This window comes from Agrobacterium sp. RC10-4-1, from assembly GCF_014138475.1.
Taxonomy (GTDB): Bacteria; Pseudomonadota; Alphaproteobacteria; order Rhizobiales; family Rhizobiaceae; genus Agrobacterium; species Agrobacterium pusense.
Genome location: NZ_JACJIT010000003.1, coordinates 326,380 through 345,273, shown reverse-complemented (window position 1 = coordinate 345,273; position 18,894 = coordinate 326,380). Strand labels below are relative to the sequence as shown.

Genomic DNA, 18,894 nt, shown 5'->3' with positions numbered 1-18,894 from the left:
TAAAGCCAGATCATGATTGTTCTCGCACTCGACACCGCAGGTGTGGATTGTTCCGCCTGTATCTATGACAGCACCTCGGACAGGGTGCTTGGAGAAGTCTGCGAAACAATTGGCAAGGGCCATGCCGAAAGGCTGATGGCCGTGATCGATGGGGCTCTGGAGCAGGCGCAACTGTCGCTGCGGAATGTCGGGCGTATTGCTGTGACCATCGGCCCCGGGTCCTTCACGGGCATCCGGGTCGGTGTTGCCGCGGCGCGCGGTTTTGCCCTGTCGCTCGGCGTCGAGGCCGTCGGCGTCACCACGCTAGAAACGCTTGCCCTGCATCATCTGCTGCAAAACCCCGACCGGCCAGTGGCGGTCGGTCTGGATGCCAAACGTGGCGAAACCTATCTCCAGACATTCGGCATGGACGGATTACCACTCAACGAGGCGGCGCTTCTGTCTCTGGATGACGCCAAGAGTGTTCTTTCCGGTTTTAATGGTTCCGTCATCGGCTCCGCCGCGCCGCTGTTTGCAGGAGAGGAAAGCGGGTCCGGGCCGGACCACTTTCCGATTGCCTCCGTTGCCCGTGCTGGCGCGTGCAAGCCGGAAGGGCAGCCGAAACCGGCACCGCTTTATCTGCGTGGGCCGGATGCCCGGCCACAAACCGGTTTTGCGCTGGCACGTCAGGACGTTGCCTGATACGGCATGCATGAGTGCATGTTTCTGATTCCCGATTCCTGTTATGTTTGACGAATATCTAAGCTGGAAGCCCTATTTCGAGATCGTGCCGATGCAGCATGAGGATTGCGCCGCGGTTGCGGAACTGCATGCGCTGCGCTTTCCGCGCCCGTGGAACGACGGGGAGTTTTCGGGACTGCTGACGCAGGGATCGGTTTTCGGTGCCGTTGCCCGACAGACAAACGCCTTTTTCAGCAAGCCGCTCGGTGGATTCGTGCTGGCGAGGGAAGTGGCGGGCGAAGCTGAAATCCTGACCGTGGCCGTTGCCGAAAAGTTCGCACGTGCGGGGCTCGGCTGGCGTTTGATGCAGTCGGCCATCCGCGAGGCGATGATGCGCGGCGCAGAAACCATGTTCCTTGAAGTTGATAATAACAACGCGTCCGCTCTGGGTCTTTACAGGAAGCTCGGGTTCAAAACCGTCGCGGAACGCAAGGCCTATTACACCGCCAAGGATGGAACGAAGTCGACGGCGCTTGTCATGCGCCGCGATCTTCGCTAGTTCCCTGCGACAGGCATTTTTTCGGCGAAAGCCGCAAACCGGAATTCTCAAAAGGCCATAAGACGTGACAGACCTTTCGAAAACGCTGGAGGAGCTTTGTGCCGAACGCGGTATGCGGATGACCGACCAACGCCGTGTCATCGCCCGCGTCCTTCAGGAATCGGCCGACCATCCAGATGTCGAGGAGCTTTACCGCCGTTCCTCCGCCGTGGACCCGCGCATCTCGATTTCCACCGTCTATAGAACGGTGAAGCTGTTCGAGGATGCCGGCATCATCGAGCGTCACGATTTTCGCGACGGCCGTTCACGCTACGAGACCGTGCCCGAAGAGCATCACGATCACCTGATCGACCTGAAGAATGGCGTCGTCATTGAATTTCACTCGGCTGAGATCGAAGCTCTGCAGGAGAAGATCGCCCGCGAACACGGCTTCAGGCTCGTGGATCACCGGCTGGAACTTTACGGCGTGCCATTGAAGCCTGGCGAACACTGAGACGCCGGTGAACAAGCGGGCGTTCCCATCATGATGTGGCTGCGGACAGCCTATATTGCGGTCGTACTCCTGATCGTCACGCTTGTTTTGCTGCCGCTTCAACTGCTGGGCCTTGCCTTCGACTGGCGGCTCCGCCGCCGCATTCCACGCGTCTGGCATCGTATCGCCTGCCATGTTCTCGGTATACGCGTGCATGTCCACGGGGAAGTGGAGCGGGCAAAGCCGTTAATGCTCGCGGTCAATCACGCCTCATGGAAAGACATCCTCGTTTTGGGCAGCATTGCCGACGTGGTGTTCATCGCCAAGACCGAGGTGCGCGACTGGCCGGTTTTCGGCTGGCTCGCGCGGCTGCAGAAAAGCATCTTCGTTCAACGCGAGCAGAAACGCAGCACCGGCATGCAGGTGAGCGAGATCGCCAGCCGCATGGCCGATGGCGAGATCGTTGTCCTCTTTCCCGAAGGAACCACCTCGGACGGAAACCGCATGCTGGCCGTCAAATCCTCCCTCTTCGGTGCGGCGTCCACCGCCGCAGAACAGGTACAGGGCAAGCTTGTTTATGTCCAGCCGGTCGCCATCGCCTATACGCGGCTGCATGGCATGGCGATGGGGCGCTACCATCGCGTCATCGCCGCCTGGCCGGGCAGCATCACGCTCGTGCCGCATCTGCTCGGCATCATCAAAGCGGGCGCCATCGATGTCGACGTGACATTTGGGGACAGCGTCCCGTTCCACAGCACCGACAACCGCAAGCGACTGGCGACCGATATCGCCGCCTCCATCCGCTCAATGCTGGCCTTCAGCCTGCGCGGCGGCTGGCGGAATTCGTGAGATCGTAGCTTTTCCGGCATTTTTCTGTTTAATCTGGCCGTGAAAAACACTAGATAGCCGCCATGACCCAGGAAACGCTTGGCCTTGACGCCCCACCCATGATCGCCCGCGAGGGTTCGAACAGCCAGCCCGCACCCATCGCGCGCGATGGGGCAAACAGCAGAAAGGTCTTCATCAAGACTTATGGCTGTCAGATGAACGTCTACGATTCCGTCCGCATGAGCGATGCGCTGGCGAAGGACGGTTATGTTCAGACGGAGGATATGGGCGAGGCGGACCTGGTTCTGCTGAATACCTGTCACATTCGCGAAAAGGCGGCGGAAAAGGTCTACTCCGCGCTTGGCCGCCTGCGGGACATGAAAAAGTCGCGCGAAGAGCAGGGTCGGGAATTCATGATCGGCGTTGCCGGCTGCGTGGCGCAGGCGGAAGGCGAGGAAATCCTTCGCCGGGCGCCCGCCGTGGATGTCGTTATCGGCCCGCAGACCTATCACCGCCTGCCGGAAGCACTGAAACGGGTACGTGGAGGCGAGCGCGTCATCGAGACCGAATACGCGGTTGAGGACAAGTTCGAACACCTGCCGGTTGCCGAGAAATCCACGCTGCGAACGCGTGGTGTTACGGCTTTTTTGACCGTGCAGGAAGGTTGCGACAAGTTCTGTACCTTCTGTGTCGTGCCCTATACGCGCGGTTCGGAGGTTTCCCGTCCCGTGCGCCAGATTGTTGATGAGGCGATGAAGCTTGTCGATGCCGGCGTGCGTGAGATCACGCTGCTCGGCCAGAACGTCAACGCCTGGCAGGGCGAAGGCCCGAAGGGCGAAAAATGGGGCCTTGCCGAACTGCTTTACCGGCTGGCGGAAATTCCGGGCCTTGCGAGGCTTCGCTACACCACCAGCCATCCGCGCGACATGGACGATCGCCTGATCGGCGCCCATCGCGACCTGCGCATCCTGATGCCTTATTTGCATCTGCCGGTTCAGTCCGGTTCGGACCGAATTCTGAAAGCGATGAACCGTCGCCATACGGGCGAGGAATACATCCAGCTTATTGAAAAAATCCGCGCCGCCCGCCCTGATATTGCCATGTCTGGAGACTTTATTGTCGGTTTCCCCGGCGAGACGGATCGCGATTTCGAAGATACGATGGCGATGGTCGAAACGGTGAAGTACGCGCAGGCCTTCTCGTTCAAATACTCCACCCGTCCCGGCACGCCGGGGGCCGACCTCACGGACCAGGTTGCGGAAGACGTGAAGGCCGAGCGGTTGGAAAGATTGCAGGCTCTCTTGCTGCGGCAACAGAAGGAATTTGCGGAGTCGCTGGTCGGAAAGACCATGGATGTGCTGCTGGAAAAGCCCGGCCGCATGACTGAGCAGTTGATAGGTCGTTCTCCGTGGCTGCAATCCGTGAATCTTGATGCAAAGACTTTGAAAATCGGTGACATTGTTAATGTACGAATCACCGCAACGGGTCCAAACAGCTTGTTTGCCGAGGTGGCAGAGAGTTAGAGTGGGGAGCCGACACTGATTGGGACAGGAGCCTGACCGCTTGAACGCACACGAATTGGTATCAAATTCATCGCGCCAGCCACGCCAAGCCGCGACCGACGCCAATCACTTCGTCCTCACGTTCGAGAATAACAGGATAGCGGGAGAGCTATTCGGTCAGTTCGATCAGAACCTGAAGCTTCTGGAGCAGCGCCTCAATATCGACGCTCGTCCGCGTGGAAATTCAGTCGCCATCACCGGCGATGTGGTCTCCACCAATCAGGCCCGCCGCGCGCTTGATTTCCTTTACGAGCGTTTGCTGAAGGGTGGCGCCGTCGAGCTTTCTGACGTCGAGGGGGCGATCCGCATGGCCGTCGCAGCGGACGACCAGCTGACGCTGCCGACCATGGAGCGCAAGGCGAAGATTTCCATGGCGCAGATTTCCACGCGCAAGAAAACCATTTCGGCGCGGACGCCCACGCAGGACGTCTATATGCGCGCCTTGGAACAATCCGAACTCGTTTTCGGTGTTGGCCCCGCCGGCACGGGCAAGACCTATCTGGCCGTGGCGCATGCCGCGCAGCTGCTGGAGCGTGGCGCGGTCGATCGCATCATCCTTTCGCGTCCCGCCGTTGAAGCGGGTGAGCGTCTGGGCTTCCTGCCTGGTGACATGAAGGAAAAGGTCGATCCGTATCTCCGCCCGCTTTATGACGCGCTGTATGACATGATGCCCGGTGATAAGGTGGAGCGCGCCATTCAGGCAGGCGTCATCGAAATTGCACCTCTGGCTTTCATGCGCGGCCGCACGCTTGCCAATGCCGCCGTCATTCTGGACGAAGCCCAGAATACGACGACGATGCAGATGAAAATGTTCCTGACGCGCCTTGGCGAAAACGGTCGCATGATTGTGACCGGCGACCCAAGCCAGGTGGACTTGCCGCGCGGCGTGAAGTCTGGCCTCGTGGAAGCCCTGCAGATCCTCACGGATGTGGAAGGCGTGTCCGTTGTGCGGTTCAAGGATGTGGACGTTGTCCGTCACCCGATGGTGGCGCGCATTGTCCGGGCCTATGAATCCCATACGGCTGTGCCGGATGAGAGCCTGCTGAAGGGCGACTGACGAAAAGACAATGACAGCTCTGGATATTCAAATCAGCATCGAGGCCGAAGGTTGGTCCTCGGAAGAGGACCTGTCTGCCTTTGCGTCAAAGACGCTGGATGCGGCGGTCGATTTTCTGAAGCGGGAAGAGGATCAACCCTTCCCGAAAATGCCGGTCGAGCTCTCGCTGGTCTTCACCGACGATGAAAATATCCGGGAAATCAATGCAGAGTGGCGTGACAAGGACAAGGCGACCAACGTCTTGTCTTTCCCTGCTTTTCCGCTGGAGCCGGGCGGAATGCCCGGCCCTATGCTGGGCGATATCGTCGTCGCGAGAGAAACGGTAGAGCGAGAGGCCCTTGAACTTGAGAAGAGTTTCGAGGATCATCTGACCCATCTTCTCGTTCATGGGTTCCTGCATTTGTTTGGTTATGACCACATGGACGAGGAAGAAGCGGAAGAAATGGAGTCGCTTGAGACTCGCATTTTGGCGGTGCTTGGCCTATCTGATCCCTATGCGGGTCAAGAACCGCTTTAAATATTGTCTGGAGCCATGAACGAACATTCTGCACGACCTGCCAATGAGGGCAGAGAAAACGGCGAGCAGTCCTCTTCGGAGGAGGGCAGTAGTCACTTACGTCAGGACTACAATGCCAAACCGAGATCGACCATCTGGTCGCGCATCGCGCGGTTGCTGAAACCGTCTCAGGGTGAGCGCCTGCGCGAGGATCTGACCGATGCGCTGATGGACGACACTGAAATAGGCGCCGCTTTTACGCCCGAAGAACGGGCGATGCTACACAACATCCTCCGTTTCCGTGAGATCAGGGTCGAAGATATCATGATCCCGCGGGTGGATATTGACGGTCTCGATCAGAATATGACGATTGGTGACGCGCTGATCCTGTTTGAGGAAACCGGACGTTCCCGCATGCCGGTTTATGAAGAGACGCTGGACGACCCCAAGGGGATGATCCATATCCGCGATCTGCTTGCCTATGTTGCCAAACAGGCTCGCAACAAGCGCCGGGTGGGATCGCGTGGCGTCGCTTACGGTGAAGTGAAGGCGCCGCGGTCGCCGCGGCCGAATTTCGATCTGGCGCGGGTCGATCTGGAAAAGACGGTTGCCGACGCCGGGCTGGTGCGCAAGATTCTTTTCGCGCCGCCCTCCATGTTGGCCTCCGATCTTCTGAAGACCATGCAGGCCCAGAGAACCCAGCTCGCCGTGGTGATCGATGAATATGGCGGTACCGACGGTCTTGTCAGCCATGAAGACATCGTCGAGATGGTGGTTGGGGACATCGACGACGAGCACGACAAGGACGAGGCGATGTTCTCGCGTCTTTCTGCCGATGTGCTCGTGGCGGATGCCCGCGCGGAACTCACCGAACTTGCCGAGGCTATCGGTCCGGAATTCGACGTGCGCGAACATCTGGAAGAAATCGATACGCTCGGTGGACTCATCTTCTTCGCGCTGGGCCGTATTCCCGCCAAGGGCGAGGTCGTTCGCGCCGTGCCCGGTTTCGAGTTTCAGATCCTCGATGCGGATACGAGGCGTATCAAGGGTGTCCGTATCGTACGCGATCATGGCTCCGAAGGGGAAGACGACCGCGCCCCCGGCGATGCCGGTGAGGTGATTGCATTGCCGCCGCCGGAGACGCGGTTGATCGCCCATCAGCAGAACGTGGACTGAAGGATAGACGGGTAGCCCCCGTCGATCCCGCCGTTTGATCTTCCGGATTCTGCGGGTTCGACTACCCGGGCATGAGATCCCGCTCGATCTGCCCTGCCTGATGTGGACGGCGAATCTTTTTTCCTTTACGTCGAAAGAAAGGGAAATTTCGCCGAATGGCTTGCCTGGAGCGGGTTTCCGGATGCGCATGATACGGAGATGGCATGGAGCGTCTTGCAGGCAGGGTGATGCTGGCCGGCGGCATGAGCCGCGCAGTGATGGCGATTGCTGCAGGCGCGGTCGGAGCGCTCGCCCTGCCTCCATTCGGTTTCTTCGCAGCGCTTTTCCTGTCTTTCACCCTGTTGGTCTGGCTGGTGGATGGCTGCACCGGCAAGCCGGGCGGCGGCCTCTTCAGCCGCATCCTTCCCGCTTTTGGTATAGGCTGGTGTTTCGGTCTCGGTTATTTCGTGGCTGGCCTGTGGTGGCTGGGCAACGCGCTTCTGCTTGAAGCGGATGAATTTGCCTGGGCGCTGCCGCTTGCCATCCTTGGGCTTCCGGCCTTTCTGGCGCTGTTTTACGGTTTCGCGGTTGCTGCGGCCAATCTTGTGTGGTCGAACGGTCTAGGCCGGATCGCCGCCCTTGCCGCCGCATTCGGATTTACGGAATGGCTGCGCAGTTTCCTGGCGACGGGCTTTCCGTGGAACGCCATAGGTTACGGCATCATGCCGATCCCGGTCATGATGCAGTCGGCGCATCTGATCGGTCTTTTCGGTGTGACCACGCTTGCCGTTTTCATCTTCGCGTCCCCCGCGCTCATCGCCACGAGAAAAGGCATGTGGCCCGGCCTTTCCCTGGCGGCGCTGCTGCTGGCCAGCCATGTGGGTTATGGCTTCTACCGCCTCCAGACACCCGCGGAGACACCGGCAGATGCGGTGACAGTCAGAATCGTCCAACCGTCCATCGATCAGTCTCGCAAGATGCTGAATGATGACCGCGCCGAGATTTTCGGCGAGCATCTGCGGTTGACAGCCCTGCCTCCGGGCGAAGGCAAAAAGCGCCCCGACATCATTGTCTGGCCCGAAACCTCGGTGCCGTTCATCCTGACGCAAAATCCCGACGCGCTGGCCGAGATCGCAAAGACGCTGCAAGACGGGCAGGTGCTCTTCACCGGAGCCGTCAGGATGGAAGATGCGGGTGCTGGCAGGCCGCCGCGTTATTATAACTCGGTCTACGCCATCGACAGTCAGGGAGAAATCATCGGCGCGACGGACAAGGTCCATCTGACCCCCTTTGGAGAATATGTTCCCTTCGAGGGTATCCTGCGGGAGTTTGGCATTGATAATGTCATCGCCCTGCCCGGGGGCTTTTCAGCAGCCTCTTCGCGCACGCCCCTGACGCTTCCATCCGGAAAGACCTTTTATCCGCTGATCTGTTACGAGATCATTTTTCCCGGTGAGATGACTCCGGCTCTCGTTGGCTCGGCGGCGATCCTCAACGTGACGAATGACGGCTGGTTTGGTGATACGCCTGGGCCGTATCAGCACTTTCTTCAGGCCAGGGTGCGGGCGGTTGAGACGGGTGTGCCGGTGATTCGCGGTGCCAATACGGGTATCTCGGCGGTTATAGACCCTTATGGCCGCATTATTGCCGGATTGGATTACGGTCGGGTGGGCATTGTTGACGCCACTTTGAGTGGTGGGTCAAACGACGCATTTACTTACGACACACATCGGACGTATTTCTGGTTGATTTTTTCCGTGATGATGATCGCTGCGGTATTTCCTGCCTGGAGTTTTGCCCGGCGCCAGAATTGACCGGGAACTCCTGCAATTGCATAGTGAATACGTCAGTCGTAAAACAAGTTTAGCTGCTGTCGAAATACCGGCTCATTTCTTCGAATAGTAATGAAGCGAGATATCAACCCATCCGAGTGTCAGGACCGCATGATGACCGAAAATAAGAAAAAGCCTAACCCCATCGACATTCATGTCGGAAGCCGAATTCGTCTTCGCAGAACCATGCTCGGCATGAGCCAGGAAAAACTGGGTGAAAGTCTCGGAATTACCTTTCAGCAAATTCAGAAGTACGAAAAGGGCACGAACCGTGTTGGCGCCAGCCGCCTGCAGAATATCTCGGCGATCCTCAATGTACCGGTTTCCTTTTTTTTCGAAGACGCACCCGGCGATCAGGCTGGCGGTACATCCGGCATGGCGGAAGCCTCGAGCTCCAATTACGTCGTCGACTTCCTGTCTTCGGCTGAAGGTTTGCAGTTGAATCGCGCCTTCGTGAAGATCGCCGACCCGAAGGTCCGTCGCCGTCTGGTCGATCTCGTCAAGGCGCTCGCCGCCGAGGGCGATGCCGAGTAGGGCCTGGCCCCTGCAGCGCAGAAAATTTCCGGCATGGGATGCCGGGCACTCAACGGTCCGCAGGGACCGTTTTTTTGTGCCAGATTAGAAAGGAATTCTCACATAAAGATATATTTATGTGGTTGTGTCCTTGTTTTTCGCGGCCGAAATGACTAACAAACTCGAAGACCGTTCTTTGAGGGGAATCCCGCATGCGTGCCAATTATCTGTTCACCAGCGAGTCCGTGGCCGAGGGTCATCCGGACAAGGTTTGTGATCGTATTTCCGATGAAATCGTGGATCTCATTTACCGTGAAGCGGCCAAGACGGGCGTGGACCCGTGGACCGTGCGCATCGCCTGCGAAACGCTTGCAACGACCAACCGCGTCGTGATTGCGGGTGAGGTTCGGGTTCCCGATACGCTGCTGAAGAAGGACAAGGACGGCAAGGTCCTCAAGGACGCAGCCGGCCATCCGGTTATCAATCCCTCGAAGTTCAAATCCGCCGCCCGCAAGGCTATCCGCGATATCGGCTACGAGCAGGATGGTTTCCACTGGAAGACCGCCAAGATCGACGTTCTCCTGCATCCGCAGTCGGCTGATATCGCGCAGGGTGTGGACAACGCTTCCGACAAGCAGGGCGACGAGGGTGCCGGCGACCAGGGCATCATGTTCGGTTACGCCTGCAAGGAAACGCCTGACCTCATGCCGGCGCCGATCTATTATTCCCACCGTATCCTGCAGCTGCTGGCCACCGCCCGTAAAAGCGGCGAAGGCGAGGCGGCGAAGCTCGGCCCCGATGCCAAGAGCCAGGTGACGGTTCGTTACGTCGACGGCAAGGCTTCCGAAGCCGTTTCCATCGTGCTGTCCACGCAGCATCTCGATGCAAGCTGGGATTCGAAGAAGGTTCGTGCTGTTGTCGAACCCTATATCCGCGAAGCGCTTGGCGACCTGAAGATCGCCGACGATTGCCAGTGGTATATCAACCCGACCGGCAAGTTCGTCATCGGCGGTCCCGATGGTGATGCCGGCCTGACCGGCCGCAAGATCATCGTTGACACCTATGGCGGTGCTGCCCCGCACGGTGGTGGCGCATTCTCGGGCAAGGACACGACCAAGGTCGACCGTTCCGCCGCCTATGCCGCCCGCTACCTCGCCAAGAACGTCGTGGCTGCCGGCCTCGCCGAGCGCTGCACCATTCAGATTTCTTATGCAATCGGCATTGCCCAGCCGCTGTCGATCTATGTCGATCTGCATGGCACCGGCAAGGTCAGCGAAGATCAGGTCGAGGCCGCGATCCGCAAGGTCATGGACCTTTCGCCATCGGGCATTCGCCGTCATCTCGATCTCAACAAGCCGATTTACGCCAAGACGTCTTCCTATGGTCATTTCGGCCGTAAGGCTGGCCGCGACGGCTCCTTCTCCTGGGAGAAGCTCGATCTGGTGAAGCCGCTCAAGGAAGCTTTGAGCGCTTAAGCATTTCCAGTAAAAGTGCGTAGCGGTTTTACGTCCGGAAAATGCGTCAACTGGATATCGCGCTTGTTATTTGGCGGCGATTGAGAGATACCGTCACCGAGTTTTGTAACCCGCACAGTGCCTCACGGGGTGCTGTGCGGGTTAAGTCTATTTGGTCTTGAGAGTATGAGATGACGGAAGAACGGCGTTCGCGCGCGACGGAAGCGTTTTTTGGCAGGCGCAAGGGCAAGCCCCTGCGCAATCAGCAGGTCGATACGATCGAAAATCTGCTGCCTTTGCTGAAAATCGATCTGGAAAGCGTGCCCCCGCAAAATCTCGCCGCGCTCTTTCCGGCAGATGTGCGATCGATCCGTCTGGAGATCGGTTTCGGCGGTGGCGAACATCTCGCCCACCGCGCGGTCGAAAATCCCGAGACGGGTTTCATCGGTGTCGAACCCTTCGTCAATTCCATGGCCAAACTGCTTGCCACGGTTCGCGAACGTGAACTGATGAATATCCGCCTTTACGACGATGATGCGACGCAGTTACTCGACTGGCTGCCTGAAGGATCGATCGATCACATCGATCTGCTTTATCCCGATCCCTGGCCGAAGAAGAAGCACTGGAAGCGGCGTTTCGTGTCAGACGTCAATCTCGCCCGTTTCCATCGTGTGTTGAAACCCGGCGGCAAGTTCTGCTTTGCGTCCGACATCGACACTTACGTCAACTGGACGCTGCAGCATTGCGCCCGGCACGGCGGCTTTGACTGGACGGCGACAAGCGCTGATGACTGGCGCACGCCCTATGCCAACTGGCCGGGCACGCGTTACGAGAACAAGGCAAAAAGAGAAGGCCGCAGCTCGGCCTATCTCACCTTCATCCGTCGCTAAAGCATTTCAAGTAAAAGTGTGCAGCGGTTTTACGTCCGGAAAATGCGCTAACGGCAAGACCCCTTAAAGGGCCGCGTCAACTTCCGCTGCCTGCGGAATGGAAGGCTGCGCGCCGGCACGCGTGCAGGCGAGTGAGCCTGCGACTGCGGCCCGCTTCAGAGCCCTTTCGAAATCCATTCCCTGATCGAGGCTCGCGGCGAGATATCCGCAGAAGGTATCGCCCGCACCAACCGTATCGACCGGCTCGATCTTCAGGCCGGAAGCCCTGTAGAGCTTGCCATTACGAATGGCGATCACGCCATCCGCACCGAGCGTGACGATCAAAGTCTGGCCGGTCCTCTCGTGAAGGGCCTTGAGTTCGTTTTCCCGCTCGTCGCTGGAGAGGCCATTCTTGCCGATCAGCAGCTCGAACTCGGTTTCATTGGCGATGACGATATCGGCAAGGCCGGCGAGACGCGGTCCGTCCGCGGTCAGCGGTGCTGTGTTGATGACGGTGGTGACGCGTTTCGCCTTTGCGGCCGTCAGTGCAGCTTCGATGGCGGGTGCCGGTATCTCGAACTGCAGCATGAGAATATCGCTTGGAGCCATTTCGGATATGGTCTTTGCCGCGTCGGATGCCGAGACCTCACCATTCGCAGCGGGAATGACCGAGATCATGTTCTCTCCGCCTTCGCCGATCAGGATAACCGCCGTTCCAGTCGGGCCGGGCGCGGTTTTGACCAATGACAGATCGGTTCCCGCGTCCCGCAGCAAGGTCAGTGCTGGAGCGGCAAAGGTGTCATCACCCGCAGCGCCCGCCATCTTGACCGCGGCGCCCGCACGCCGTGCGGCCAGCGCCTGATTGGCTCCCTTGCCGCCGGCGGCCGTGGAGAATGTCTCTCCCGTTACGGTTTCACCGGGCTTGGGCAGACGTTTGGCGGTCGCGACGAGGTCCATGTTGATGGAGCCGAAAACAGTAATCATGGGGCGCTGGGTCCGTATGAAATTTAAGCAAGGCGGCGACTTTGCCCGAGACGATCACTCGTCGTCAACCACCCGCAATTTGGCCGCACCGGCTCGGTTTTCGGCAAAGCGCCGGGCCTGCTCGATTTCTCCGTGCGGCACGTCTTTTTCCGTTGGTGAGAAATCGAGCCCCTCGATTTTCTGTCCGCGCGCCAGCACCTTGTCGGAGGAGATAAGCATCATGTCGACGTCCTTCTGCGCCAGCCCGAAATGGGCCTGCAGCTTCCGCGTCCGATCGTCCAGCCGCCGCACATCGTCCATGAGCAGCGCCACTTCACCCTGAATGAGATGCGCCTGTTCGCGCATGCGCTGGTCTTTGAGCACGGACTGGATGACCTGTACCGACAGCATCAGCAGCGATGGCGAAACGATGACCACCCGGGCGCGATGGGCGCGCTGCACCAGATATTCGAAATGCTGGTGGATATCGGCGAAAATCGATTCCGACGGCACGAAGATGAAGGCGGTATCCTGTGTCTCGCCGCGAATGAGATATTTCTCGGCGACATCGCGAATATGCACCTCCATGTCCCTGCGGAACTGCTGCACGGCGGCACGTTTGGTTTCCGGCGTCTCGTCCGCCTTGATGGCGTTCCAGGCTTCCAGCGGAAACTTGGCATCGATGACGAGCGGCGGCGCATTGTTCGGCATCTTGATGGTGCAGTCCGGCCGGTAACCGTTGGAAAGTGTCGGCTGCAGCTGGAAGGAACCCGGCGGCAGGGCGTCGGCGATCAGCGTCTCCATGCGCGCCTGTCCGAAGGCTCCGCGTGTCTGCTTGTTGGAAAGTATCGCCTGAAGCCCGACCACGTCCTTGGCCAGATCCTGAATATTGCCCTGTGCGGCATCGATGACCGCCAGGCGCTCCTGAAGGCGGCTCAGATTTTCATGGGTAGACCGGGTCTGCTCCGTCAGCGTTTCGCCCAGCCGCTGCGACATGCCATCAAGACGCTGGTTCAGCGTCTGGCTCATCTCCGTCTGACGCGTGCCGAGCGTTTCCGCCATGGCCGCGATCCGGCCATGCAGTTCGGACTGGGTTTTGAGCAGGTCGGAGATCTCGCCATCGGCCCCAGCTTTCTTCGACCGGTTTGCCGTCACAAGCCATGTAACGACAAGGCCGAAAATCGCGGCAGCGAGAAGCGCGCCGAAGCTGATATCGACTGAGCCGGCCCGCAGCGCGGGTTGAAGGAGAACGGAGAAGTCTGTGTTCATGACTAAATCTAGCAGATTTCGATCGATTCGGAAGATCAAAACAAGAACATTCCTGCGGCGGAAATGAGTCCGGCAGAACGGATGCCGCGAGCCGTTTTCATCGTCGTGTTTTTTATTTCCTCCGCGCGAGAGATACGTTATGGGAAGCCATGACCATCAAACCGCTTATCATTTTGCCCGATCCCGTGCTGCGCCAGCAATCGAAGCCCATCGAAAAGGTGGATGCCGAGGTGCTGCGTTTGGCGGACGACATGCTGGAAACGATGTATGATGCCCCCGGCATCGGCCTTGCCGCCATCCAGATAGGTGTGCCGCGCCGGTTGCTGGTGATCGATGTTGCGCGTGAAGGCGAAGAAAAGACCCCGATCGTCTTCATCAATCCGGAAATCCTCAAGGTTTCGGATGATATTTCCACCTATGAGGAAGGCTGTCTCTCGATTCCCGATTATTATGCCGAGGTGGAGCGCCCTGCGTCGCTCACGGTGCAATATGTCGGTCGTGACGGCAAGCAGCAGACGGTCGAGGCGGATGGTCTGTTGGCAACCTGCCTGCAGCATGAGATCGATCACCTGAATGGTGTTCTGTTCATCGACCATATCTCGCGGTTGAAGCGGGACATGGTCATCAAGAAATTTACGAAAGCAGCCCGCGCAAAAGTCTGATCCGTCGCACAGCTGACGGAGCGGAAGACAGGGCAGGGGGCAATCATGGCTCTTCGCATCATATTCATGGGCACGCCGGATTTTTCCGTTCCGACGTTGCGTGCACTGGTGGAAGCGGGCCACGAGATTGCTGCCGTCTATACCCAGCCACCGCGTCCAGGCGGCCGTCGCGGCCTTGATCTGCAGAAATCGCCGGTGCATCAGGCTGCGGAACTGCTGGGCTTACCGGTACTGACACCCTTGAATTTCAAGGCGGAGGAAGATCGCCAGCAGTTTCGGGATTTCAATGCCGATGTCGCGGTCGTCGTGGCTTACGGGCTGCTGCTGCCTGAAGCGGTCCTCTCCGGCACGCGGCTTGGCTGTTACAATGGTCACGCTTCGCTGCTGCCGCGCTGGCGCGGCGCGGCTCCCATCCAGCGGGCGATCATGGCGGGTGACACCGAAACCGGCATGATGGTCATGAAAATGGAAAAGGGTCTCGATACCGGCCCTGTTGCACTTACGGCAAAGGTCACGATCGGCGAGAACATGACGGCCGGCGAGCTGCATGACAGCCTGATGCTGACAGGCGCTCGGTTGATGCGTCAGGCGATGGACAAGCTGGAAGCAGATGACCTGCCCCTCGTCCCGCAAGCGGAAGAGGGCGTTCTATACGCGGCAAAAATCGACAAGAGCGAGACCCGTATCGATTTTTCAAGGCCGGCGCAGGATGTGCATAATCATATTCGCGGCCTTTCGCCGTTTCCTGGCGCATGGCTGGAGATGGAGATCGGCGGCAAGCCCGAGCGCGTCAAGGTACTGGCGTCCGAGCTCGCCAGCGGAATGGGCGAGGCAGGCAGCGCACTGGATGATGTTCTCACCATTGCCTGCGGCAGCGGCGCCGTACGGCTCACCCGTTTGCAGAAGGCGGGCGGCAAGCCGATGTCGGCGGCCGATTTCGTGCGCGGTACCCCGGTTCCGGCCACTACGAGGCTGGGCTGATGCCACGCTTCCGCATGACCGTCGAATATGACGGTACGCCCTATTATGGCTGGCAGAGACAGGAAAACGGCCCCTCGGTTCAGGGTGCGCTGGAGGCTGCGGTTCGGTCGCTGACCGGCGAGAGCGTTTCCATTCGCGGCGCTGGCCGCACCGATTCCGGCGTGCATGCCGTTGGGCAGGTTGTCCATGTCGATCTCTCGCGAGACTGGGAGCCCTACAAGCTACGCAATGCCATCAATGCGCATCTCGCCATGGCGGGTGAAGCGGTGGCCGTGCTCGATGCCGCTTCCGTGACTGAGGATTTCGACGCCCGTTTTTCCGCCCTTCGTCGGCACTATCTCTACCGCATCGTCTGCCGCAAAGCCCGGCTGGCGCTGGAGCACAAGCGGGCGTGGTGGGTGTCGAAGGACCTCGATCACGAGTGCATGCATGAAGCTGCCCAGATGCTCGTCGGCCGGCATGATTTCACCACCTTCCGCTCCGTGCACTGCCAGGCGAACAGCCCCGTGCGCACGCTCGACCGGCTGGATGTGACGCGCAATGGCGATCTCATCGAGATACGCGCGACGGCGCAGAGCTTCCTTCATAACCAGATCCGCTCTTTCGCCGGCACGCTGAAATTGGCAGGCGAGGGCACGATGACGCCAGAGGACGTGCGTGCCGCACTGGAGGCACGCGATCGAAAAGCCTGTGGCCCGGTCGCACCGCCGGACGGTCTTTACTTCATGCAGGTCGATTATCCCGACGTCATTCCGCCGCGCCGCCACCTCGAACCCGAGGTGACGCAGGATGCGGATTGACGTCTAATTCTCTCAGGCCGGATAGACACCGAGAAAGCGCTGCAACGCTTCCGACAGAAGCATGCCGGGCACCAGTAGCGTCATGACGATGGCGGAGACGAGCAGCGACTGGTCGCGGATAAAAAACCGCACGATCCGTGAAAAGGCAAAGACCAGCGACAGAAGCAGCGCCAGCCACAAAATCGCGATCAGCCCCTGCAACGGTGGCAGGAAGAACGCAATCAGGATCAGAACGGCGTAGGCGTATGAGAAGGGCAGCGACAGCCAGTTCATGGTGGTGACGAGAGGCGTGAATTTTTCACGTGCGCCAAAGGCAAAGAGCAACATGCCGATCAAAAGCAGCGGCACGATCCAGCAAATGGCCTCCACCATCGCCAGGCGAAAGAAGAAGATGAACCCCGTTCCTGTTCCCGGCGGGTAGCTGGCGAGAAACGCTGCCCGCAGCCACAGCCAGGAAACCAGCATGGCGGGCAGGCACCAAAGGACGGAATAGAAGGACCGCCACATGCCGCGTTCGGTCAGGTCCAGATAACGTGCGCCATTATGGTCGCCGAGCAGCAACAGCCACAGGCCCGTCAGATAGAGCCTTACTTCACTTGCCGTCGGCATGGGCGAACCAGCGCTCGATAAAGGTTTCGTAAATGCGCGTCAGCGTCTCAAGATCGGCAATGGCTACCCGCTCATCGACCATGTGCATGGTCTGCCCGACAAGGCCGAACTCCACGACAGGGCAATAGTCCTTGATGAAGCGCGCATCCGACGTGCCGCCGGTGGTCGAAAGCTTTGGCTCCTTGCCGGTGACGGCTTCGACCGCGCCTGAGAGCGATGAGATGAGCGCATTGTTCCGGGTCAAAAAGACATGGGCCGGTCGGTCCGCCCAGACGATCTCGTACTTTACCGGTGTGCGGTCGGGGCGGAGCTCGCCGTCTGCCGCAGCGGCATCGAGGCGGCGGATGATTTCCGCCCGAAGGCTCTCCGCTGTCCATGTGTCGTTGAAACGGATGTTGAAGGAGGCAGTCGCCCGCGCCGGGATCACATTGGTGGCGGCGTTGCCGGTGTCGACGGTCGTTACTTCGAGATTGGAAGGCTGGAAATTATCCGTGCCGTGATCAAAGGGCGGATGCATCAGCGCATGCGTCAACTGCAGCAGACCGCGAATTGGGTTGTCGGCGAGATGCGGATAGGCAGCGTGGCCTTGCACGCCATGGACCGTGATGCGACCGGAGAGCGATCCCCGCCGGCCGATCTTGATCATGTCGCCCAGCTGGTCGGGATTGGTCGGTTCCCCGACGACACACGCGTCCCACGTCTCGCCCTTTGCAGCAGCCCATTCCAGCAGCTTGGAAGTGCCGTTGATTGATGGGCCTTCCTCGTCACCGGTGATCAGGAAGGAGACGGAGCCCTGCGGCTTGCCGTGTTTTTCAATATGGCGGGCAATGGCGGCAACAAAACAGGCAATACCGCCCTTCATGTCCACCGCACCGCGACCGAACATTTCGCCACCGGCAATCTCTGCGGCAAAAGGCGGGTGACTCCACGCGGCCTCATCCCCAACGGGAACCACATCCGTATGGCCCGCAAACATCAGATGTGGCCCCTCGTTGCCGAGACGGGCATAGAGGTTCTCTACATCGGGTGTTCCCGCCTCGCTCGCCACCATTTTTTCCACCACGAAACCGAGCGGCGAAAGCAGGTTGTCGAGCAGAGTAAGCGCGCCGCCTTCCGCAGGCGTCACCGAAGGGCAACGGATGAGGGCGGCGAGATTGGCAACGGGATCGGTCGTGGTCATGGTATCAGCTTTATATCAGTCGCGCAGAAGCTCGTTGATGCCGGTCTTGGAGCGGGTCTTTTCATCGACGCGCTTGACGATCACGGCGCAATAGAGGCTGGGGCCCGGCTCGCCATTCGGGAACGGTTTGCCCGGCATGGTGCCGGCAACGACGACGGAATAGGGCGGGACTTCGCCGTAGGTGATCTCGCCGGTGGCGCGATCAACGATCTTGGTCGATTTGCCGATGAAGACGCCCATGCCGAGAACAGCACCCTCGCGCACGATGCAGCCTTCCACGACTTCCGAACGCGCACCGATGAAGCAATTGTCTTCGATGATGGTGGGCCCTGCCTGCAGCGGCTCCAGAACGCCGCCGATACCGACGCCGCCGGAGAGATGCACGTTCTTGCCGATCTGCGCGCAGGAGCCGACCGTTGCCCAGGTATCGACCATCGTGCCTTCATCGACATAGGCGCCGAGATTGACGAAGGAAGGCATCAGCACGACGTTCTTGGCCACGTAAGCCGAGCGGCGCACGATGGCGTTTGGCACCGCGCGGAAACCGGCGGCGCGGAACTGGTTTTCACCCCAGTTTTCAAACTTCGACGGAACCTTGTCCCACCAGGTGGCTTCGCCCGGACCACCGGTCACGATTTCCATGTCATTGAGACGGAAGGAGAGAAGCACGGCCTTTTTCAGCCACTGGTTCACCTTCCAGTTTCCATCCGCCTGCTTTTCAGCAACGCGTGCCTCGCCGCTGTCGAGAAGTTGAAGAGATGTGTCCACGGCGTCGCGAACCTCGCCCTTCGTCGATACATTCACGCTGTCGCGGTTGTCGAAGGCGGTTTCGATGATCGTTTCGAGGGAAGAGAGATCCGTGAGGCTCATGGAAAATTCCTTAAAGTCGCGTGTGTTCGTGGTCACGGCGGGTTCCGTGCCGCTGGAAGGCTTTGGCCATTTGATCTAAGGGAGTGTTGGAAAGGCGTCAATG

Annotated in this window: 20 protein-coding genes; 15 read left to right on the top strand and 5 right to left on the bottom strand. The window is 59.4% G+C overall.

Features of this window, described 5'->3' with window-relative positions; translation table 11 throughout:
- Positions 1-12: 12 nt before the first annotated feature.
- From tsaB to trmB, 12 genes are all read left to right on the top strand, one after another.
- Positions 13-681, top strand: a complete 669-nt coding sequence (gene tsaB / locus FHW77_RS10235; protein WP_006698904.1) for a tRNA (adenosine(37)-N6)-threonylcarbamoyltransferase complex dimerization subunit type 1 TsaB — start codon at positions 13-15, stop codon at positions 679-681.
- A gap of 43 nt (positions 682-724) precedes the next feature.
- Complete coding sequence (locus tag FHW77_RS10230; protein ID WP_004439599.1) at positions 725-1,219, top strand: GNAT family N-acetyltransferase; 495 nt, start codon at positions 725-727, stop codon at positions 1,217-1,219.
- A gap of 64 nt (positions 1,220-1,283) precedes the next feature.
- Positions 1,284-1,712 (top strand): Fur family transcriptional regulator, encoded by a 429-nt coding sequence (locus tag FHW77_RS10225; protein ID WP_004439602.1) that lies wholly within the window; start codon positions 1,284-1,286, stop codon positions 1,710-1,712.
- Between the two features lie 30 nt (positions 1,713-1,742).
- Complete coding sequence (gene olsA / locus FHW77_RS10220) at positions 1,743-2,540, top strand: lyso-ornithine lipid O-acyltransferase (protein ID WP_004439605.1); 798 nt, start codon at positions 1,743-1,745, stop codon at positions 2,538-2,540.
- A 62-nt stretch (positions 2,541-2,602) separates the two neighbouring features.
- Complete coding sequence (gene miaB / locus FHW77_RS10215) at positions 2,603-4,042, top strand: tRNA (N6-isopentenyl adenosine(37)-C2)-methylthiotransferase MiaB (protein ID WP_004439608.1); 1,440 nt, start codon at positions 2,603-2,605, stop codon at positions 4,040-4,042.
- Between the two features lie 40 nt (positions 4,043-4,082).
- A complete protein-coding gene (locus FHW77_RS10210) occupies positions 4,083-5,138 on the top strand; it encodes a PhoH family protein (protein WP_004439610.1) in 1,056 nt (351 codons plus the stop codon).
- A gap of 10 nt (positions 5,139-5,148) precedes the next feature.
- Complete coding sequence (ybeY, locus tag FHW77_RS10205) at positions 5,149-5,655, top strand: rRNA maturation RNase YbeY (protein WP_004439612.1); 507 nt, start codon at positions 5,149-5,151, stop codon at positions 5,653-5,655.
- Between the two features lie 15 nt (positions 5,656-5,670).
- Positions 5,671-6,810 carry a hemolysin family protein gene (locus FHW77_RS10200; RefSeq protein ID WP_004439615.1) on the top strand — a complete coding sequence of 380 codons (1,140 nt, stop codon included), beginning with the start codon at positions 5,671-5,673 and terminating at the stop codon, positions 6,808-6,810.
- Positions 6,811-7,013: 203 nt separating this feature from the next.
- Positions 7,014-8,603 carry an apolipoprotein N-acyltransferase gene (gene lnt / locus FHW77_RS10195; protein WP_004439618.1) on the top strand — a complete coding sequence of 530 codons (1,590 nt, stop codon included), beginning with the start codon at positions 7,014-7,016 and terminating at the stop codon, positions 8,601-8,603.
- A 132-nt stretch (positions 8,604-8,735) separates the two neighbouring features.
- Positions 8,736-9,155 (top strand): helix-turn-helix domain-containing protein, encoded by a 420-nt coding sequence (locus FHW77_RS10190; RefSeq protein ID WP_004439621.1) that lies wholly within the window; start codon positions 8,736-8,738, stop codon positions 9,153-9,155.
- 191 nt (positions 9,156-9,346) lie between these two features.
- A complete protein-coding gene (gene metK / locus FHW77_RS10185) occupies positions 9,347-10,609 on the top strand; it encodes a methionine adenosyltransferase (protein ID WP_004439623.1) in 1,263 nt (420 codons plus the stop codon).
- Positions 10,610-10,779: 170 nt separating this feature from the next.
- A complete protein-coding gene (gene trmB / locus FHW77_RS10180) occupies positions 10,780-11,478 on the top strand; it encodes a tRNA (guanosine(46)-N7)-methyltransferase TrmB (RefSeq protein ID WP_004439625.1) in 699 nt (232 codons plus the stop codon).
- Between the two features lie 63 nt (positions 11,479-11,541).
- Here the strand turns inward: trmB and FHW77_RS10175 are convergent, their stop codons facing one another.
- Positions 11,542-12,441, bottom strand: a complete 900-nt coding sequence (locus tag FHW77_RS10175; RefSeq protein ID WP_004439628.1) for a ribokinase — start codon at positions 12,439-12,441, stop codon at positions 11,542-11,544.
- Positions 12,442-12,495: 54 nt separating this feature from the next.
- Entirely contained in the window at positions 12,496-13,689 is a 1,194-nt protein-coding gene (locus FHW77_RS10170; protein ID WP_004439630.1) for a DNA recombination protein RmuC, read from the bottom strand.
- A gap of 149 nt (positions 13,690-13,838) precedes the next feature.
- Between FHW77_RS10170 and def the strand changes: the two genes are divergently transcribed.
- The 3 genes from def to truA are packed head-to-tail and all read left to right on the top strand — an operon-like array spanning position 13,839 to position 16,132.
- Positions 13,839-14,351: a peptide deformylase gene (gene def, locus FHW77_RS10165; RefSeq protein ID WP_004439632.1), complete on the top strand. Its 513-nt coding sequence runs from the start codon at positions 13,839-13,841 to the stop codon at positions 14,349-14,351.
- A gap of 45 nt (positions 14,352-14,396) precedes the next feature.
- On the top strand, positions 14,397-15,332 hold the full coding sequence (fmt, locus tag FHW77_RS10160) for a methionyl-tRNA formyltransferase (RefSeq protein ID WP_004439636.1): 936 nt from the start codon (positions 14,397-14,399) through the stop codon (positions 15,330-15,332).
- Positions 15,332-16,132: a tRNA pseudouridine(38-40) synthase TruA gene (gene truA, locus FHW77_RS10155; RefSeq protein ID WP_004439639.1), complete on the top strand. Its 801-nt coding sequence runs from the start codon at positions 15,332-15,334 to the stop codon at positions 16,130-16,132. Before fmt ends, truA begins: the two co-directional genes overlap by 1 nt.
- A 12-nt stretch (positions 16,133-16,144) precedes the next feature.
- Here the strand turns inward: truA and FHW77_RS10150 are convergent, their stop codons facing one another.
- The 3 genes from FHW77_RS10150 to dapD are packed head-to-tail and all read right to left on the bottom strand — an operon-like array spanning position 16,145 to position 18,791.
- Positions 16,145-16,741, bottom strand: a complete 597-nt coding sequence (locus tag FHW77_RS10150; protein ID WP_004439642.1) for a hypothetical protein — start codon at positions 16,739-16,741, stop codon at positions 16,145-16,147.
- Entirely contained in the window at positions 16,725-17,921 is a 1,197-nt protein-coding gene (gene dapE / locus FHW77_RS10145; protein WP_004439645.1) for a succinyl-diaminopimelate desuccinylase, read from the bottom strand. The genes FHW77_RS10150 and dapE overlap by 17 nt, the downstream gene beginning before the upstream one ends.
- A gap of 15 nt (positions 17,922-17,936) precedes the next feature.
- Positions 17,937-18,791 carry a 2,3,4,5-tetrahydropyridine-2,6-dicarboxylate N-succinyltransferase gene (gene dapD, locus FHW77_RS10140; RefSeq protein ID WP_004439646.1) on the bottom strand — a complete coding sequence of 285 codons (855 nt, stop codon included), beginning with the start codon at positions 18,789-18,791 and terminating at the stop codon, positions 17,937-17,939.
- Between the last annotated feature and the right edge of the window lie 103 nt (positions 18,792-18,894).